The organism is Kribbella antibiotica (genome assembly GCF_004349055.1).
GTDB classification, from domain to species: domain Bacteria; phylum Actinomycetota; class Actinomycetes; order Propionibacteriales; family Kribbellaceae; genus Kribbella; species Kribbella antibiotica.
The window spans coordinates 95,240-110,536 of record NZ_SMKX01000004.1 but is presented as its reverse complement, the minus strand read 5'-3'; the positions used below and the strand labels follow the sequence as shown (position 1 = coordinate 110,536).

Here is a 15,297-nt window from a genome sequence, read left to right as displayed (position 1 = left end):
ATCAGACCGTGCGCAGGACCGACACGACGACGCCGAGGATCGCGGCGTTGTCGCCGTCGATGACGTCGAACGCCGGGTTGCGCGGCTCGAGGAAGACGTGGCCGTTGCGGCGCTTGTAGACCTTCACGGTCGCCTCTTCGTCGATCATCGCGGCGACGATCTGGCCCGAGTGCGCCTCGTGCTGCTGGCGGATCACGACGATGTCGCCGTCGCAGATGGCCGCGTCGATCATCGACTCGCCGCGGACGCGCAGGCCGAAGACGTTGCCGCGGCCGGTGAGTTCGCGGGGGAGTTGCATGACGTCGTCCAGGTGCTCGATCGCGGAGATCGGCGTACCGGCGGCGATGTCACCGACGACCGGGACCGAGACGTTCGCGCCGTTGTCCTCGCGGGCGGCCGACTCGGGCAGGAACTTCCGTACGTCCATCGGGCGGGAGACCGACGAGCTGCGGTTCAGAAAGCCCTTGTCTTCCAGGCTCGCCAGATGTTTGGAGACCGACGACGACGACCGCAGGCCGACCGCGTCACCGATCTGCCGGCTGCTCGGCGAGTACCCGTGGCGCTGCACCCAGTCACGGATCACCACCAGGATCTTTTGCTGGCGCTCCGGGAGTGCGTTCGCGTCGAGGTCGCCGAAAGGATCGTGATCAGTCACCGCGGAATCTTAGGCCGGATCACCCGCGGCATCGCCGACCGACCCACCCCTGGACCGAAAGCGAGATCCGCGAATTGATTGCCACTTAGTGCAATCGGGGTCTCACGGGCTCCGGGCAGCGATAGTCTCCGAGCATCGAGTCGAGTGCTGAATGCTCTTCGACAGCGGCGTCCCGACGCAGCTTGACTTGGGGGAAGAAGGATCGGGCCTGGGGGAGCTCCGCAGCTATGGCTTCTCGTCGGGCTTGGCCGTCCGTCAGATGTGAGGAGCTGTTGTGAGGTTGTTCAGACCCGGGGTGGTCGCACTCGCCCTCGGACTGGTCGCCGGCGTTGCCGCCGTCGGCCCCGCCGCTGCAGGAGAGACCCGAACGGTTTCGTACCGCGGCTACCAGGTGACTGTGCCTTCGGACTGGGCCGTGGTTGACCTGACCGCTGACCCAACCGCTTGTGTCCGGTTCGACCGGGCGGCCGTCTACCTTGGCCGCAGTACGGCGCAGGCGAAGTGTCCGGCGCATGTGGTCGGCCGCAGCGAGGGGCTGGTGCTTGAGCCGCTCGCCACGGCGACGCCGTCCACTCCGGGGCTTTTGCGCCGGGCGATCCCAGAGGCCGGCGTACAGGCGACGGCGTACTACGAACCAGGTGCAGAGAGCTCGGCCGCAGCGATCCTCGGCTCCGGGCGCGCCACCTCGAAGGCCCGGGCTGCGCAGGCTGCTCAGCCGGCCGCGGTCGCGCCGTCGGTGGTTGCTACCGGCAACTTGGTGGGGGACGCTTTCGACACTTGTTCGGCGCCGCCGCAGACCACGATGGATGCCTGGAAGCCGTCGTACCAGGCGGTTGGCATCTACATCAGCGGCGCTGTCCGCGCTTGTGACCAGGCGAACCTGACCCCTGACTGGGTGACCGCGAACGCGGCCAACGGCTGGCAGTTCTTGCTGGTCGATGTCGGCCTGCAGGCGCCTTGCTCGAACTTCAGCGCTGCAAAGAAGATGTCCGCTGACCCGGCGACCGCACTGGGCCAGGGCAAGACTGCCGCGGCGGCCGCAGTTACCGCCGCGCAGGCGCTCGGGTTTGCCCAGCGCAGCGCGATCTACAGCGACGTCGAGCACTACACCTCGACCGCGGCCTGCAAGTCGGCCGTGCTGTCCTACCTGAGCGGGTGGACACAGGAGCTGCACGCTCGCGGATACCAGGGCGGCGCCTACGTGTCGGCCAGCTCTGGTGGCGCTGACCTGGCGAGCAACTTCACCGGTACGACGTACACGCGGCCCGACAATCTGTGGTTCGCGCACTGGGGCTCGACGCCGATCGGCACCAGCCGGTTCATCCCGGCGACCACGTGGACGAACCACGAGCGCGTCCACCAGCACACCGGTGACGTCTCCGAAACCAATGCCGGAGTGACGCTGCAGATCGACAAGAACCGCGTCGACCTGACCGCGCCGCCGGAGCCGGTGACCGGCTTCTCGGTCACGGGTGGGGTGTCTGCCGCGACTCTGCGCTGGACGAAGCCGGCCAGCTCGACGGTCATGGTTCGTACGGCTGTTGGCTCGACGCCGCCGCCGTTGCTGACTTCCGGTACGTCGGTCTACACGGGGACCGCGAGTGTCTACGCGATGACCCGGTTGGCGAACTCGGCCAGCTACGCGTTCCGTGCGTGGGTGAAGGACAGCACGGGCAAGGTCAGCACGGGTGCCGACGTGCAGCTGGTCGGGACGAAGGCGACCGTGACGACAAGCGGGGCCTGGATCACGTACGGCGGCTCGGTCACGGTGTCGACGACTGTCACCAAGCTGGACGGTAGCCCGCTGGCCGGTGCACCGATCGTGCTTTACGCGAAGGCGAAGAACGCTACCGCGTACGCGGCGGTTGCCACGGTGACGTCGGATGCGAACGGTGTGGCGACGTCGGTGCAGAAGCCGACTCCCTCTACGCATTACCAGTGGGGCCACAACGGCAACGCGGGTGTGCTTGGCACACGGAGCGCGGTGGCGCTGGTCGAGGTGCGGCCGGGGATCTCGTCGTACCTGGTCCCGGCGGCGATCAAGTTGGGGGCCACGAGCAACTTCTATGGCTACCTCACGCCTGCACACCAGGGCACCAGGGCACACCTGCAGCGCAAGTCCGGCACGAGCTGGGCAGCGGCGGGGACGGGTGTGCTGAGCGCGAACGGCAAGTACTCGTTCGTCGTCAAGCCGACTGCCAAGGGCACGTACACCTACCGCGTCGTGTGGCTGCCGGACGCAGATCACCAGGGGACGCAGACGCCGTCCAAGGTGCTCACCGTCAGCTGATCAGGTGAGGCCGGCCGCCACCCGTCGCGCGATCTTGATCGCGTGCGCCGCCAACGGCGAATGGGTGCGGCCGGCCTGCCACAGCAAGTAGATCTCCCGGGCCGGGAGTGCCGGCTCGAGCTGCTATCGCGGTTGACGATTGATTCGATCGCAAACAATCGCTTTTCGTGATGCCGGGAGCGCTCTAGCGTCGTACTCATGACGACAGAGAAGCTGTTCAAGGTCAACGGTGTGGAACTGTGGGCGGAGACGTTCGGCGACGCGGCCGATCCGGCGGTGCTGCTGATCCACGGCGCCTCGGCGTCGATGCTGTGGTGGGAGACCGCGTTCTGCGCGAAGCTCGCCGCCCGCGGCCGGTACGTGATCCGCTACGACCAGCGCGACACCGGCCGCTCGACCACCTACCCAGTCGGCGAGCCACCGTACGCGATGAGTGATCTGGCGGCTGACGCGATCGGCCTGCTCGATGCGCTGGGGGTTGAGCGGGCGCACGTGGTGGCGCAGTCGATGTCAGGCGGCACCGGCCTTCACCTCGGGGTCGACCACGCGTCGCGGGTTGCGTCGCTGACTTTCGTCTCGACGACGACCGGGGACGACGAACTGCCGCCGCCCTCCGATGACTTCCCGCGCTTCAGTACGCCGGACTTCGGCGACTCGGCCGCCGTCGAGGAGTACGTCGTACGGGCGATCGAGGCGGAGTCGGCGGGGGTGTTCGACGAGGCCGCTGCGCGGGTCTTGGTCCGGAGTGACATTGCGCGGGCGACGAACTTTGAGGCGTCGCTGACGAACCACTATGCGATGAAGTTCGATGGTCCGCAGGGCGGGGGATTCGGTGAGCTCACGATGCCGGTGCTCGTCGTGCATGGGTCGCGCGATCCGGTCTTTCCGTTGGCGCATGGTCAAGCGCTGCGGGACGCGGTGCCGGGCGGGAAGCTCGTGGTGATCGAGGGTGCGGGGCATGGGATTCCGGAACCGCTGTGGGAGCCGTTCCTCGCTGCGCTGGTTGAGCAGACGGACGCTCGCTGATGCGCGCCGCGGTGTGGTTGCCGTTGTTCGACGAGTTGGCGGATCCGTTGGTGGTGGCGCGGCTGGCGGCCTCGGCTGAAGAGGCCGGGTGGGATGGGCTGTTCGTTTGGGATCAGTTGTGGTGGCGGGAGCCGATCCAGGCGGTGGCGGATCCGTGGATCACGCTCGCGGCGGTCGCGTGTGCGACTGAACGGCTGCGGATCGGCCCGATGGTGACGCCGGTTGCGCGGCGGCGGCCGGTGAAGCTGGTGAAGGAGACTGCGACGCTGGATGTGCTGAGTGGCGGGCGACTGACGTTGGGCGTCGGGCTGGGGAGTGATCGCTTCGCGGGGGAGTATTCGCGGACCGGTGAGACGGTGGATGACCGGATTCGCGCCGAGCAGTTGGATGAGTCGCTGGAGATTCTGCGGGCCGGCTGGAGTGGTGAGCCGGTTGTGCATCACGGGAAGCACTATCGGGTGGACGACGTGCGGTTGCTCCCGCGGCCGGCGCAGGGGCAGGTACCGATCTGGGTCGCGGGGTTCCCGGGCAATCGCAAGCCGATCTTGCGAGCTGCCCAGTACGACGGATTCTTCCCGGTGAACCTGTCGTCGGCCGATGAGTTGGCCGTCGCGACCGATCGCCTGCGGCAGACGTTCGGCACGGAGGCGCTGCCGGAGGGATTCGATGTGGTGGTCGCATTGGAGCCCGGGATGGATCCGAAGGCGTTCGAAGCAGCGGGCGCGACGTGGGGGCTGACCGACCTCGACCCCGCCACGATGCGGCTGGCCGACGTACAGGCTCTCGTCGCGGCGGGCCCGCAGTGGTAGCAGCACAGTGGTGAGCGGTCAGTGGCTGACGCGGTCGAGAAGGGCAACGAGCTGGGCGTCGGTCTGCTGGGGCGGGGGACCGGTGGCGGCAAGGTGATCGAGGACCCGCGTGTAGTGCTCGACGTCGTCGCGTTTGTCCAGGTAGAGCGCGCTGGTGAGGTGCTCCAGATAGACGACATCCGGTAGATCCCGCTGCGGGAAGCGCATCAGACTGAAGGCGCCGCCGGTGGCCGCGTGACCGGGACCTTCCAGCGGGATGATCTGCAAGGTGATGTTCGGCTGGTGAGCCGCCTCGCGCAACGCAGCCAACTGCTGACGGAGGACGTCCTTCCCGCCGATCGGCCGGCGCAGTGCCGACTCCTCGACGACCGCCCACAACTTCAGCGGCGGCTCCCGATCAAGCACTCGCTGCCGACGACCGCGCAGGGCAACAATCCGCTCGATGTCCTCAGTCTCCCGAGGAGCCCCGGCCGTCAACTGCGCCACAGCCCGCGCATACTCCGCAGTCTGCAACAGCCCTGGCACGAACTGGATCTCGTAGGTCCGGATCAACTCCGCGGCCGCTTCCAACCCCAGATACGCATCGAACCAGTCCGGCGTGACATCGCCGTACCGATGCCACCAGCCGCGACTATTCGCCTCGCGGGCCAGCTCAAGGAGCCGATCACGCTCGCGAGCGTCACTCACGCCGTACAGGCTGAGGAGGTCCTCGACATCCCGCTCCTTGAAGCCGACCCGGCCAAGCTCCAGTCTGCTGATCTTCGATTCCGACGCCCGGATCGCCCAGCCGGCATCAGTGCGGCTAACTTCAGCCCGCTCACGCAACCGCCGCAGATGACTGCCCAGCATCATCCGCAAAGCCGTCGGCCCCACCACACCTTGCCCCGCCATAGCAGCAGCCTACATCACTATCGAACATATGTTCTAGTCGATGACGGCCCGACCGCGGAGACTATCCGGGTGGCTGCATGTACTCGAAGACCGAGCCGTCGGGATGCCGAGCGACGATGCGGGTGCCGTTCGGAACCTCGTTCGGTGCTTCCAGAAGTTCGGCCCCTGCGGCCTCCAACGCCTTGAGCGCTAGATCCAGGGACTCGACGACGACGGTTGCCTTCTGCGACACGTAGGCGGCCGTCGGACCGGAGAGCAACAGGTAGGGGCCGACCGCTGCGACGTCAAGCTCTTTGTACGTAAATCGCCTGACCGCGACGTCTCCGGCCAGCTCTTGATAGAGCGGAATGGCATCGTCGAGGTCATCGACCTCGATATTGGTGAGCACGGCGCGGATGTTGCTACTCATGGGTGCCTCTCGTGCTGCTGACGGATGTCGTCAGTCTTCGACGATGCCACATGGACGAAATGCCCCCGCCTCACGACTCAGGATGCAGTCCCGTCCGGGCGGCGGTGAAGGACAGCAGGGCGGTTGCCTCGGCAGCGATTGCTGATGTCGGTCGTCCGGGTCCGTGGCCTGTTCTGGTCTCGATCCGGAGCAGGATCGGCTCGGCGCCGGTCTGGGCATGCTGCAGGGCTGCGGCGAACTTGTAGCTGTGCAGCGGGACGACGACCTCGTCGTGATCGCTGGTCAGCACGAGCACCGCCGGGTAGCGCGTGCCCGGCCGGACGTTGTGCAGCGGTGACCAGGCGAGCAGGTCGGCGAACTGCTCGGGATCCTCGGGCAGGCCGATCTCGGGTGCCCAGGCCCGGCCGATCGTGAAGAGATGGAAGCGCAGCATGTCCATGACACCGGCGGTCGGCAGAGCGGCGGCAAAGAGCTCCGGTCGCTGGGTGAGGACGGCGCCGACGAGCATGCCGCCACCGCTGTGCCCGTGGATCGCCAACTGCTCGCGGGTGGTGATGCCGGTTGCCTGCAGGTGTTCGGCGACGGCGATGAAGTCGTCGTAGGTGTTCTGCTTGCGGCTCAACCGGCCGGCGTCATGCCAGTCGGCGCCGAACTCCCCGCCGCCGCGAAGGTTCGCGATGACCAGTACGCCGCCCGATTCGAGCCAGGCCTCGCGATCCGGGCGATGGTCGGCAAGCTGCGGAGACCGGAACCCGCCGTACCCGTAGAGCATGGTGGGCCGCGGGGCTGTGTGGCTGAGGTCGGCACGGCTGATCAGGAAGTACGGGACGCCACGGCTCGGTTCGAGGCCACGCAGGACGCGATGGGGTGGCGTGCTGCCGCGGCGGAGCCAGGTGGCCTGCGCGGTCGTTGCGTTCACGTGCGCCAGCTCCGTCGGTGCAGACGTCGACGAGAGGCCGATCAAGATGTCGTCCTGGCCCTCCTGTGCAGTGACGGCCACAACGGCCCCGCCCTGAAGATCGACCGTCGAGGCTGCGCCCTCCAGATCGACAAGCTGGAAGCGCGGATGGGCGTCGTGCAGGGTCACGATCAACAACCCGTTGCCGGCAGCCTGGACGGCGGTCAGCGCGTCGTCCGATTCGGGAACGAGATCAACGAAGGCGGGATCGTCGACGGTGCAGGTCACCACCCGCCCACGAGGCGCGTCGAGATCGGTCCATAGCACCAGCCGGTCGCCGGCCGTGCGGACGAAGCGAGTAGCAGCAACCGGTTCGTCGATCAGCTTGATCGGATTCGTCAGCTGGGGGAGTGGAAACAACCAGAGCCTGGTTCGTTGTTCTGTTCCTTCGTTGAGCTGGACAACCAAGTGTTCGGCGGCCACCTTGGTATCGCTGACGCTGCCAGGTGGGAGCTCGAGAATCATCCGGTCGAGGGACTGCGGATCACCGAGTTGGTGGACCGAGAGGTGCCCACCGATCTCGCTGCTGTCCGCCGAAGCGTGGACATAGACGAAGGACCGCGAGTCCGGTAACCAGGTGGCGCGGCAGTACTTCGCGTCCTCGACGAGATCGGCCAGTTGTTGCCCGATCTCGAGATCGATCACGCGGAACGTGAGTCGTGGATTACCTTCGGAGCGGGTGGCACAGGCGACGTACCGGCCGTCGGGGCTGACGCTGAAACTGTCGATCGCGGTCGTGCCGTCCTCGAACTGAAGCAGCACCTGCGGTTCGACATCGAGGCTGACCGCGGTGCACAGGGCGGTCTGAGGGCGAGTGCCGTTGTTGTACTCGAACACGTAGCGACCAGCACGGAACACCGGTACGCCGATCCGCGCCCGGGCGAGGATCTCCCGCAGCCGGTTCTCGAAGTACTGGCGCTGCGGGAGGGCCGACAGGTACTCCTCGGCCGCCGCATTCTGCTGCGCGATCCAGTCGCCAGGAGCGTCCTCCAGCCAACGGTACGGATCGGCGATCGATTGGCCGTGCAGGACCTCGACAACCTCGCCCCGCCGGCTGTCCGGCACAGTGCACATGCCGACCGACGGTAGCCGCTCGGCCGGAGGGCCGAGCCTGGTTTGTCTATGAGCAGACGTCGTTGAGAACCGTCGCCGGGCTAGTCGGTACGGGATTCGGCGAGGGCCGACCAGTGGTCGACGTCGGCGGGGGAGAAATGGCGGATGGCCCAGTCGGTCATGCGGAGGCTCATGTGCGCCCAGAGCGGGCGGAGGGCGTCGGGCGGGATCTCGTCGAGGATCGCGTCGAGGTGGGCGATGACTCTGGGGTCTGGCTGTTGTCCGTGCAGGCCGAAGCGGAGGGTGACGAGGTCGAGGCGGTGGTCGCCGCGGCCGGCGCCGTCCCAGTCGATGATGCCGGTCAGTTGTCCGTCGACGGCGAGGAGGTTGCCGGGATGGAAGTCGACGTGGACCGCGTCGTCGCCGCGAAGTGGGCCGGGGTGGGCCGCGCCGACATCCGTGATCCAGTCGTCGAGGCGCGTCGTACGGGGGTTGTGTGATCTCAAGGGACCGTGGAGGCAGAAACCTGGTCCGTCAACGGTGAGGTAGAGGTCGAGAGTTGGGACTTCTGGATGGTCGGTCAGGAGGTGGCGGAGGCTCTGGTTGACGTCGAGGGCCTGGCTCAGGAGACCTTCGTCGAGGGTTGTGATCGGTGCTCCGGGCAACAATTGCTGGACGGTTGCCACGGCGGCGTCCAGCTGTACGGCGAGCTCGGTGCGAGGCGCGGGCAGACCGGCCGACCTTGCTGCTTCGGCGACGGTCAGAGGACCGGCCTCGTAGTCGGCCAGGTCGATCCCGGGCCGCCACTTCAGGATCGAACGGCGACCGTCGGCCCAGCGGACGTACGCCGCGCCGACCTCGCCACCGACGCACAACCCTTCAACCTCAAGCCGTACGCCGGTCCGATCTGCGACCTCGCCGACGACCTGGCCGACGTCGATCCGCGCGACCCGGCTCCAGGTCATCGACCGATCGCGGACTTCAGCAGGGCCGGAGTGACGTCGTCGGTGTCCAGGATTTTGCCGTTCACCAAGACCGAGGGGGAGAAGACGAGCTGATGCTTCATGGATTCGTCGGTGATGGTGGCGAGCCAGGTGGTGTAGCTGTTCGAGGTCAGGTCGGCGGCGAATTTGCCCGGCGGGACGCCGAGTTTGTCGCCGAGCTGGATGAGTTGAGCGTCGTTCCAGGTCTTCGCGAAGTCGCTGAAGTACGTGCGGAGGAAGCCACGGCCCTTGCCGTTCGCGGCGGCAACGGCGAACAGGCCGGAGATCTTGGGGAGCGCGTCATTCGGGTTCAGCGGCCAGTAGGTGACCGTCGCGGACCCGTCCTGCAGGAGGGCGTCGAGCGTTTCGCCGTTCGCCTTCTCGAATCGCGCGGCGCCCGCATCGTCGAACCAGAAGTAGATGTCGATGCGCGCCTTCGTGCCGGCCTGGCCGTAGGTGATGCCCTTGCCGGGTGTGCCCGGTCCGGTGATCATCGTCGGCTCCGGCCCGGCAACCACGTTCACTGGTCCGTGGTTGCGCCAGTACTGGATGCCGGCCGAGGAGACGAGCGCCAGCACGAGGGTGCCCACGATGATGCCGCCGACGATGCGGGTGGTGCGGGCGACGGTGAACCAGATGAGTAGCGCGCAGACGACCCCGATCAGCGCGAGCGGGATCCCTTCGAGAACATAACCGCTCCGGCCTCCGCCGAGGATCGCACCGACGGCCGCGATCACCAGGACCGGCGCGAGCCCGAGAGGCCGAGTCGCGGCGGTCGGTCGCGTTGCCGTCGGCATCAGTCGGACGGCGACCGCGTACGAGATGCAGGCCAGCAGAGTGGCGCCGATGGCGTCGCTGGCCCGGTGCCAACCGAGGTTCTGTACGGCGGCTGCGATGAACGCGAGCCAGAGAACCCCGACAGCGGTGACATATCGGCGAGCCCGCGGACCGGAGATCAGGATCGCGCCGGCGACGACGCCTGCCGTGATGGCGACATGGCCGCTCGGGAAGCTGGTCTCGACGACGGCCCCCGGCTCACCGAGGAAGTTGGGGCGGAGGAGCAGGTACCGGTTCAGGATGAAAGTCGCGGCTGCGGTGGCGACCGGCACGAACACGCCTGCGGCAGCCAGCCACCAGCGTCGGCCGCGAACGGCGACCAATGCAATCAAGGCGACACCGACGAAGAAGGTGAGCTCCTCGCCTTCCAGCGGGGGCGGGCGGAAGGCGTGATCCATCGCGTTGAGCCAGGCCTCGTCGCTGTAGCCGCGCAACAGGGAATCCTCGACCGCCTGGCCGAACGGGGTGCAGACCGCGATCACGTACAACGCGACGAAGGCTATGGCGAGTTCGATCGGCAGAGCGAACCTCCGCACCCAGCTGGGCTGGTCTGCCGGCTGCTGCTCGGCGGAGGCATCGTGATCGGTCAGGGGCGGTGCTTGAGACTCCACGGGCACTGATCGTAGGTCGCCTGTATTACAGCTGTGACTCAGTCGCGAAGGAACTCCGCCCGCCAGCGTGTTGCCGTCGGATCGCTCGGACTCGGCGACTCGTTGATCTCGATCAGGCGCAGGTCCGGAGCGGAGGCGAACGACTCGATGGTTGCCCTGGTCAGCGGCCATGGCGGGCCCTCGACCTCAGCATCAGGTTGACCTTCAGTTCGAGCTGAGGCAATCACGACCAGCGTCCCGCCGGGGCCGACCAGCTCGCCGACCTTCGGCACGGCGGTTGGCTGCAGACTGATCGGCAGCGCCTGCACGGTGTAGATCTCGACGACCAAGTCGAAGGCGTGACGCCATTCCGCCGGCTGGTCGAGGAGGTCGGCGACGACGTAGTGCGCCTTCGAACCGGGGTGATTGCGCAGCGCGGTCTCGACGGCGGTGGGGGAGATGTCGAACGCGGTTGTCTGGTAGCCGCGGTCGGCGACCAGCTCGGCGTCCCAGCCCGTCCCGGCGCCGACAACGATCGCGGTCTTGCCGGTGCCGTCGGGCTCCGAGGCCTCGAACCATTCGGTCAGCAACGGATTCGCCGTACCGCGGTCCCACGGGACGACGGCGGCACCCTCGGCCGCAGCGGAGTACAGGTTCTCGAACCAGCCGGTCGGGTCATCGCGGTCCAGCGACGCGCGGGCCAGCCGTCGTGTCTCCAGCCTCGGGTCTTCACTCATCCGGCTCACCTTCCCCGTCGACGCCCTCGTGGATCGCGCGCACTGTCTGCACGGTATCGACTTCCTCCGGCCGTTTGTCCTCGCGATAACGCAACACGCGAGCGAACCGCAGCGCCATACCGGCCGGATACCGCGGCGAAGTCTGAACGCCGTCGAACGCGATCTCGACGACGATCTCGGGGCGGACGTAGACCGTGTAGTCGTCGCTGCGCTCGGCGAGCTCCTGGAACCGCTCGGTCTGCCAGCGCAGCAGCTCGTCGGTCAGCCCCTTGAACGTCTTGCCGAGCATGACGAACTCGCCGGTCGTCTCGTCGCGCGCACCGAGGTGCAGGTTCGAGAGCCAGCCGGTCCGACGGCCGTGCCCCCACTCCGCGGCGAGCACGAGCAGGTCGAGGGTGTGGGTCTGTTTCACCTTCACCCAGCCCGAGCCGCGCCGACCCGCCTCGTACGGGACGGTCAGCGACTTCACCATCACGCCTTCGTGCCCTCGCCGTACGGCGTCTTGGAAGAACTTCTGCCCTTCCTCCGGATCGTCGGTCACCAGGCGCGGGATCTGGCTCTCGGCCGGGATGAGCTTGCTCAGCGCGGCATGCCGCTCGGCGCCGTCGAGTCCGAGCAGGTCTTGGCCGTCGTGATGCAGGACGTCGAAGAAGTACGGCGTGAGTGGCACCGACTCCGGTCCCGTGGCGGCGCGCGTCGCGGTGCGGGAGCCGGTCACCTGGAACGCCTCTGGACGTCCATCGGGTCGCAGCGCGATCAGCTCGCCGTCCAGCACCACTTGGTGGGCGTCGAGCGCGAGGACAGCTGTCACGACCTCGGGCACCCGGGCTGTGATGTCGTCAAGCGTCCGCGTGTAGACGACGACCTCGTCACCGTTGCGGTGCACCTGGATGCGGATGCCATCCAGCTTCCACTCGAGCGCGGACGGAGTACCGGTCTTGGCGAAGGCCTCGGCGACGCTCGTCGCCGACTGCGCCAGCATCGGTTGCACGCCCTGACCAACCTGCAGCCCGAACTGGGCGAGCCCCGCCTCACCTTCAGTCAGCACGGCAACGGCCACCGGAGCCGCCGATCCGCGCAACATGGTCGCGGCGCGGATCTTGGCGAGCGGGATCCCGCTCGCCCGCGCGACCGCGTCGGCCATCACGCCATCGAGCGCACCCTGCCGCAGCTCACCACCGACCAGCAGCCGAAGGAACGTCTGCTCCGCCTCAGTCGCCTGCCCGAACAGCGCGTCCACGCCGTCCCGCCGGCGTGCTTGGGACCCAGCTCCGGACATCTCCGACAACTCGGCAAACGCCCGGTCCACCACTTCCACGGTGAGCGAAGGCTCAACTGCCGGCCCGGGCGCATCCATCAACGTCCGCCAGCCCACACCCGTCCGCCGCTGCCGCAACTCGCCGGACAGATACGTCACCACGATCTCGGTCTCGACCGGATCCGTGGCGCGGGACAGCAACGCGGCGATGAACTCCGCCTTCTTCAGCCGCGACCGCGTCCCCGCCAGCGCAGCCGAAGTCTCAACCACCTCGGTGAGCAACATGCATTCAGTCTCACCCAGGCCACCGACAGTTTCAGGGCATCGCGGGCAGGTCGTCCAGGAAGTCGCTGGTGGGGGTGTAGAAGTTGGTGCCGGTGATGGCGGTGGAGAAGTCGAGGATGCGGTCGTGGTTGCCTTCGGGCTCGCCGATGAACATCCGCCGGAGCATGAGTTCGGTGACGGCGGGGGACTTGGCGTAGCCGATGAAGTAGGTGCCGAACTCCGCGGTGCCGATCTGGCCGAAGGGCATGTTGTCGCGGAGGATCTGCAGTTCGTTGCCGTCGGCATCTTCGATGACGTTGAGGACGATGTGGGCGTTGCTGGGTTTGGCGTCGTCGTCGAGTTCGATGTCGTCGAGTTTGGTGCGGCCGATCGCGTGCTCCTGCTGCTCGGTCGTGAGCGTGTTCCACGCCTTCATGTCGTGCAGGTACTTCTGCACGATCACATAGCTGCCACCGGCGAAGTCCGGGTCCTCCGCACCGATCAGTACGGCGTCCTTCGCCTCGTCGCCGGCGGGGTTCTCGGTGCCGTCGACGAAGCCGAGGAGGTCGCGCATCTCGAAGTACTTGAAGCCGTGGACCTCGTCGATGACGGTTGCGGCGTCGCCGAGCACGTTCATGATCTGGCGAGCGAGCTCGAAGCATTGGTCGAGGTGGCCGGCGCGGATGTGGAACAGGAGATCGCCAGGGGTGGAGACCGCTCGGTGGGTGGCGCCTTGGAGCTCGATGAACGGGTGGAGCTCAGCCGGGCGTGGGCCGCTGAAGAGCCGGTCCCAGGCGTCGGAGCCGATGCTGGTGACGCAGGACAAGGCACCGGACGGGACGCGGAAGCCGACTGAGCGCGTGAGCCCGCTGACCCTTTCGAGCAGATCGCGTGCGGTCTCCTCGCCGCCTTCTTCGATTCCCACTACCAGGAAGATGGCCGAGCCGGTCAGCGGCGTCAGCACCGACTGCGGCAACGCTCGCGTTGTCGCCGCTGGTCCCGAGGTCGGGTCAGTCACCACAGCACTCTCCTACCGCTCGCCCAGGCACGTCGGGACCATCTTTACAGTCCGGAACCTGTCCGCCTGTCTTGGGTCGATCTTCTAGAGTCCTTGCATGCATCCGCACTCAGGCGAGCCGCGCCCCGAGGATTCGCCCCAGGCTCCGGCCGGGCAGAACCCACCGCCCCCTGAGCAGAACCCGCCGCCTCCCGCGCCGGGCCCTCAGCCGCCGCCTCCGTACGGCTACCCGCCGCCGCAGCAATACCCGCCCGCGCAGGCCTACCCGCCGCCCGGCTACCCGCAGCAGGGCAACCCGCCCGCTCCGGGCTACCCGCCGCAGCAGGGCTATCCGCCTGCGCAGGGTTACGCGCCGCCGGGCTACCAGCAGCAGCCCGGTTATCCGCAGCAACCTGGCTACCCACCTCCTCCTGGCTACCAGCAGCCGGGCTACCCACCTCCGCCCGGCTACCAGCAGCCGGGCTTCCCGCCTCCGCCCGGCTATCCCCAGGTCTATGCGGGCGCCCCGCAGTGGCAACCGCGGCCCAAGGAGCCCTGGGTGGCTCCTGCTCCCGCCGGTACGCCGTTCCACCGGCTGGCGCGGACAGCCAAGCACCGGTGGTGGCGCCCGATCGTGGGCACCGTGGCGCTGGGTATCGCCCTGTTCGCGGCCACCGTCGCCGTCGGCGGTGTCTGGTTCGTCGTCCACATGCTGCTCGGCGGCAAGGAGCCCTCACTCGACGCGAGCGGCGCAGAGCTCTTCGGCAACACGAACGAGGACCTGGCGCTGAACCTGGTTCTGCTCGGCGTGCTGACGCCCCTGGTCGTCCTCGCGGCCTGGCTGCTGCAGCGGCGACCGGCCTGGAGCGTCGCCTCCGTCCTGAACAAGATCCGCTGGCGCTGGCTCGCGTGGTGCACGCTGCCGGCAATCGGCTACGTGATCCTCAGCTTCGGTCTCGGCATCCTGGTCGACCAGATCGTGCCCGCGGACGACAGCGGGTCGGACGGCGGCTCGTGGATCGGGTTCGGCAAGTTCATCGTCCCGCTGATCCTCATCCTCGTGCTGGTTCCGTTCCAGGCGACCGCCGAGGAGTTCGTCTTCCGCGGCTGGCTGATCCAGGCAGTGGGGTCGTACGGGCCGGACAGCGCAGAGGGTCGGGCGAAGTGGGCGCGGGTGCTGTTCCGCTCTCCGTGGCCGGGCATTGTGATCGGCAGCATGGCGTTTGTATCGGCCCACGGCTATACGGGCTGGGCGATGCTGGACATCTTCCTGTTCGCGGTCCTGGCCGGCTGGCTGACCGTGCGGACCGGGGGACTGGAAGCCGCCATCGCACTGCACGTGCTGAACAACTTCTTTGCGTTCCTGTGGCCGGCTGCGTTCGGCGGGCTGGACGGCTGGTCGGAGCAGGGCGGTGCACCGTGGACCATCCTGTTGTCGGACATCCCGAGCTTGGCGTTCGTGCTGTTCACCGTGACCTGGCTGGCGAAACGGCAGCGGATCGCTCGGGTCAGCTAAACCAGGAGCGGATTGTCGGCGGTG

The 15,297-nt window shown here is 67.6% G+C and carries 13 protein-coding genes; 4 read left to right on the top strand and 9 right to left on the bottom strand.

Annotated elements, in window-relative coordinates:
• Position 1: 1 nt before the first annotated feature.
• Complete coding sequence (lexA, locus tag E1263_RS02505; protein ID WP_132164867.1) at positions 2-655, bottom strand: transcriptional repressor LexA; 654 nt, start codon at positions 653-655, stop codon at positions 2-4.
• A 274-nt stretch (positions 656-929) separates the two neighbouring features.
• On the opposite strand from lexA, the gene E1263_RS02500 reads away from it, so the two are divergent.
• From E1263_RS02500 to E1263_RS02485, 3 genes are all read left to right on the top strand, one after another.
• A complete protein-coding gene (locus E1263_RS02500) occupies positions 930-2,945 on the top strand; it encodes a DUF1906 domain-containing protein (protein WP_238161046.1) in 2,016 nt (671 codons plus the stop codon).
• A gap of 198 nt (positions 2,946-3,143) precedes the next feature.
• Entirely contained in the window at positions 3,144-3,971 is an 828-nt protein-coding gene (locus E1263_RS02490; RefSeq protein ID WP_132164865.1) for an alpha/beta fold hydrolase, read from the top strand.
• On the top strand, positions 3,971-4,780 hold the full coding sequence (locus tag E1263_RS02485; protein WP_132164863.1) for an LLM class flavin-dependent oxidoreductase: 810 nt from the start codon (positions 3,971-3,973) through the stop codon (positions 4,778-4,780). Before E1263_RS02490 ends, E1263_RS02485 begins: the two co-directional genes overlap by 1 nt.
• 18 nt (positions 4,781-4,798) lie before the next feature.
• Here E1263_RS02485 and E1263_RS02480 read toward each other — a convergent pair whose 3' ends face one another.
• From E1263_RS02480 to E1263_RS02445, 8 genes are all read right to left on the bottom strand, one after another.
• Positions 4,799-5,671 (bottom strand): helix-turn-helix domain-containing protein, encoded by an 873-nt coding sequence (locus E1263_RS02480; RefSeq protein ID WP_238161045.1) that lies wholly within the window; start codon positions 5,669-5,671, stop codon positions 4,799-4,801.
• Between the two features lie 61 nt (positions 5,672-5,732).
• A complete protein-coding gene (locus E1263_RS02475; protein ID WP_132164861.1) occupies positions 5,733-6,080 on the bottom strand; it encodes a VOC family protein in 348 nt (115 codons plus the stop codon).
• Positions 6,081-6,150: 70 nt separating this feature from the next.
• Positions 6,151-8,112, bottom strand: coding sequence for a prolyl oligopeptidase family serine peptidase (locus E1263_RS02470; protein ID WP_132164859.1), 1,962 nt, complete (start codon positions 8,110-8,112; stop codon positions 6,151-6,153).
• A gap of 80 nt (positions 8,113-8,192) precedes the next feature.
• Entirely contained in the window at positions 8,193-9,056 is an 864-nt protein-coding gene (locus E1263_RS02465) for a phosphotransferase (protein ID WP_132164857.1), read from the bottom strand.
• Entirely contained in the window at positions 9,053-10,522 is a 1,470-nt protein-coding gene (locus tag E1263_RS02460; protein ID WP_132164855.1) for a phosphatase PAP2 family protein, read from the bottom strand. The genes E1263_RS02465 and E1263_RS02460 overlap by 4 nt, the downstream gene beginning before the upstream one ends.
• A 38-nt stretch (positions 10,523-10,560) precedes the next feature.
• A complete protein-coding gene (locus tag E1263_RS02455; protein ID WP_132164853.1) occupies positions 10,561-11,238 on the bottom strand; it encodes a class I SAM-dependent methyltransferase in 678 nt (225 codons plus the stop codon).
• Positions 11,231-12,781 (bottom strand): ATP-dependent DNA ligase, encoded by a 1,551-nt coding sequence (locus E1263_RS02450; protein WP_132164851.1) that lies wholly within the window; start codon positions 12,779-12,781, stop codon positions 11,231-11,233. The genes E1263_RS02455 and E1263_RS02450 overlap by 8 nt, the downstream gene beginning before the upstream one ends.
• Before the next feature lie 31 nt (positions 12,782-12,812).
• On the bottom strand, positions 12,813-13,778 hold the full coding sequence (locus E1263_RS02445) for a Dyp-type peroxidase (protein ID WP_238161044.1): 966 nt from the start codon (positions 13,776-13,778) through the stop codon (positions 12,813-12,815).
• Between the two features lie 97 nt (positions 13,779-13,875).
• Between E1263_RS02445 and E1263_RS02440 the strand changes: the two genes are divergently transcribed.
• A complete protein-coding gene (locus E1263_RS02440; RefSeq protein ID WP_132164847.1) occupies positions 13,876-15,273 on the top strand; it encodes a CPBP family intramembrane glutamic endopeptidase in 1,398 nt (465 codons plus the stop codon).
• The last annotated feature ends 24 nt before the right edge of the window (positions 15,274-15,297 follow it).

Coding starts and splice junctions, on each gene's coding strand:
- E1263_RS02490 (WP_132164865.1), top strand. CDS start 3,144: ATGACGACAGAGAAGCTGTTCAAGGTCAACGGTGTGGAACTGTGGGCG.
- E1263_RS02485 (WP_132164863.1), top strand. CDS start 3,971: ATGCGCGCCGCGGTGTGGTTGCCGTTGTTCGACGAGTTGGCGGATCCG.
- E1263_RS02480 (WP_238161045.1), bottom strand. CDS start 5,671: ATGGCGGGGCAAGGTGTGGTGGGGCCGACGGCTTTGCGGATGATGCTG.
- E1263_RS02475 (WP_132164861.1), bottom strand. CDS start 6,080: ATGAGTAGCAACATCCGCGCCGTGCTCACCAATATCGAGGTCGATGAC.
- E1263_RS02470 (WP_132164859.1), bottom strand. CDS start 8,112: ATGTGCACTGTGCCGGACAGCCGGCGGGGCGAGGTTGTCGAGGTCCTG.
- E1263_RS02465 (WP_132164857.1), bottom strand. CDS start 9,056: ATGACCTGGAGCCGGGTCGCGCGGATCGACGTCGGCCAGGTCGTCGGC.
- E1263_RS02455 (WP_132164853.1), bottom strand. CDS start 11,238: ATGAGTGAAGACCCGAGGCTGGAGACACGACGGCTGGCCCGCGCGTCG.
- E1263_RS02450 (WP_132164851.1), bottom strand. CDS start 12,781: ATGTTGCTCACCGAGGTGGTTGAGACTTCGGCTGCGCTGGCGGGGACG.
- E1263_RS02440 (WP_132164847.1), top strand. CDS start 13,876: ATGCATCCGCACTCAGGCGAGCCGCGCCCCGAGGATTCGCCCCAGGCT.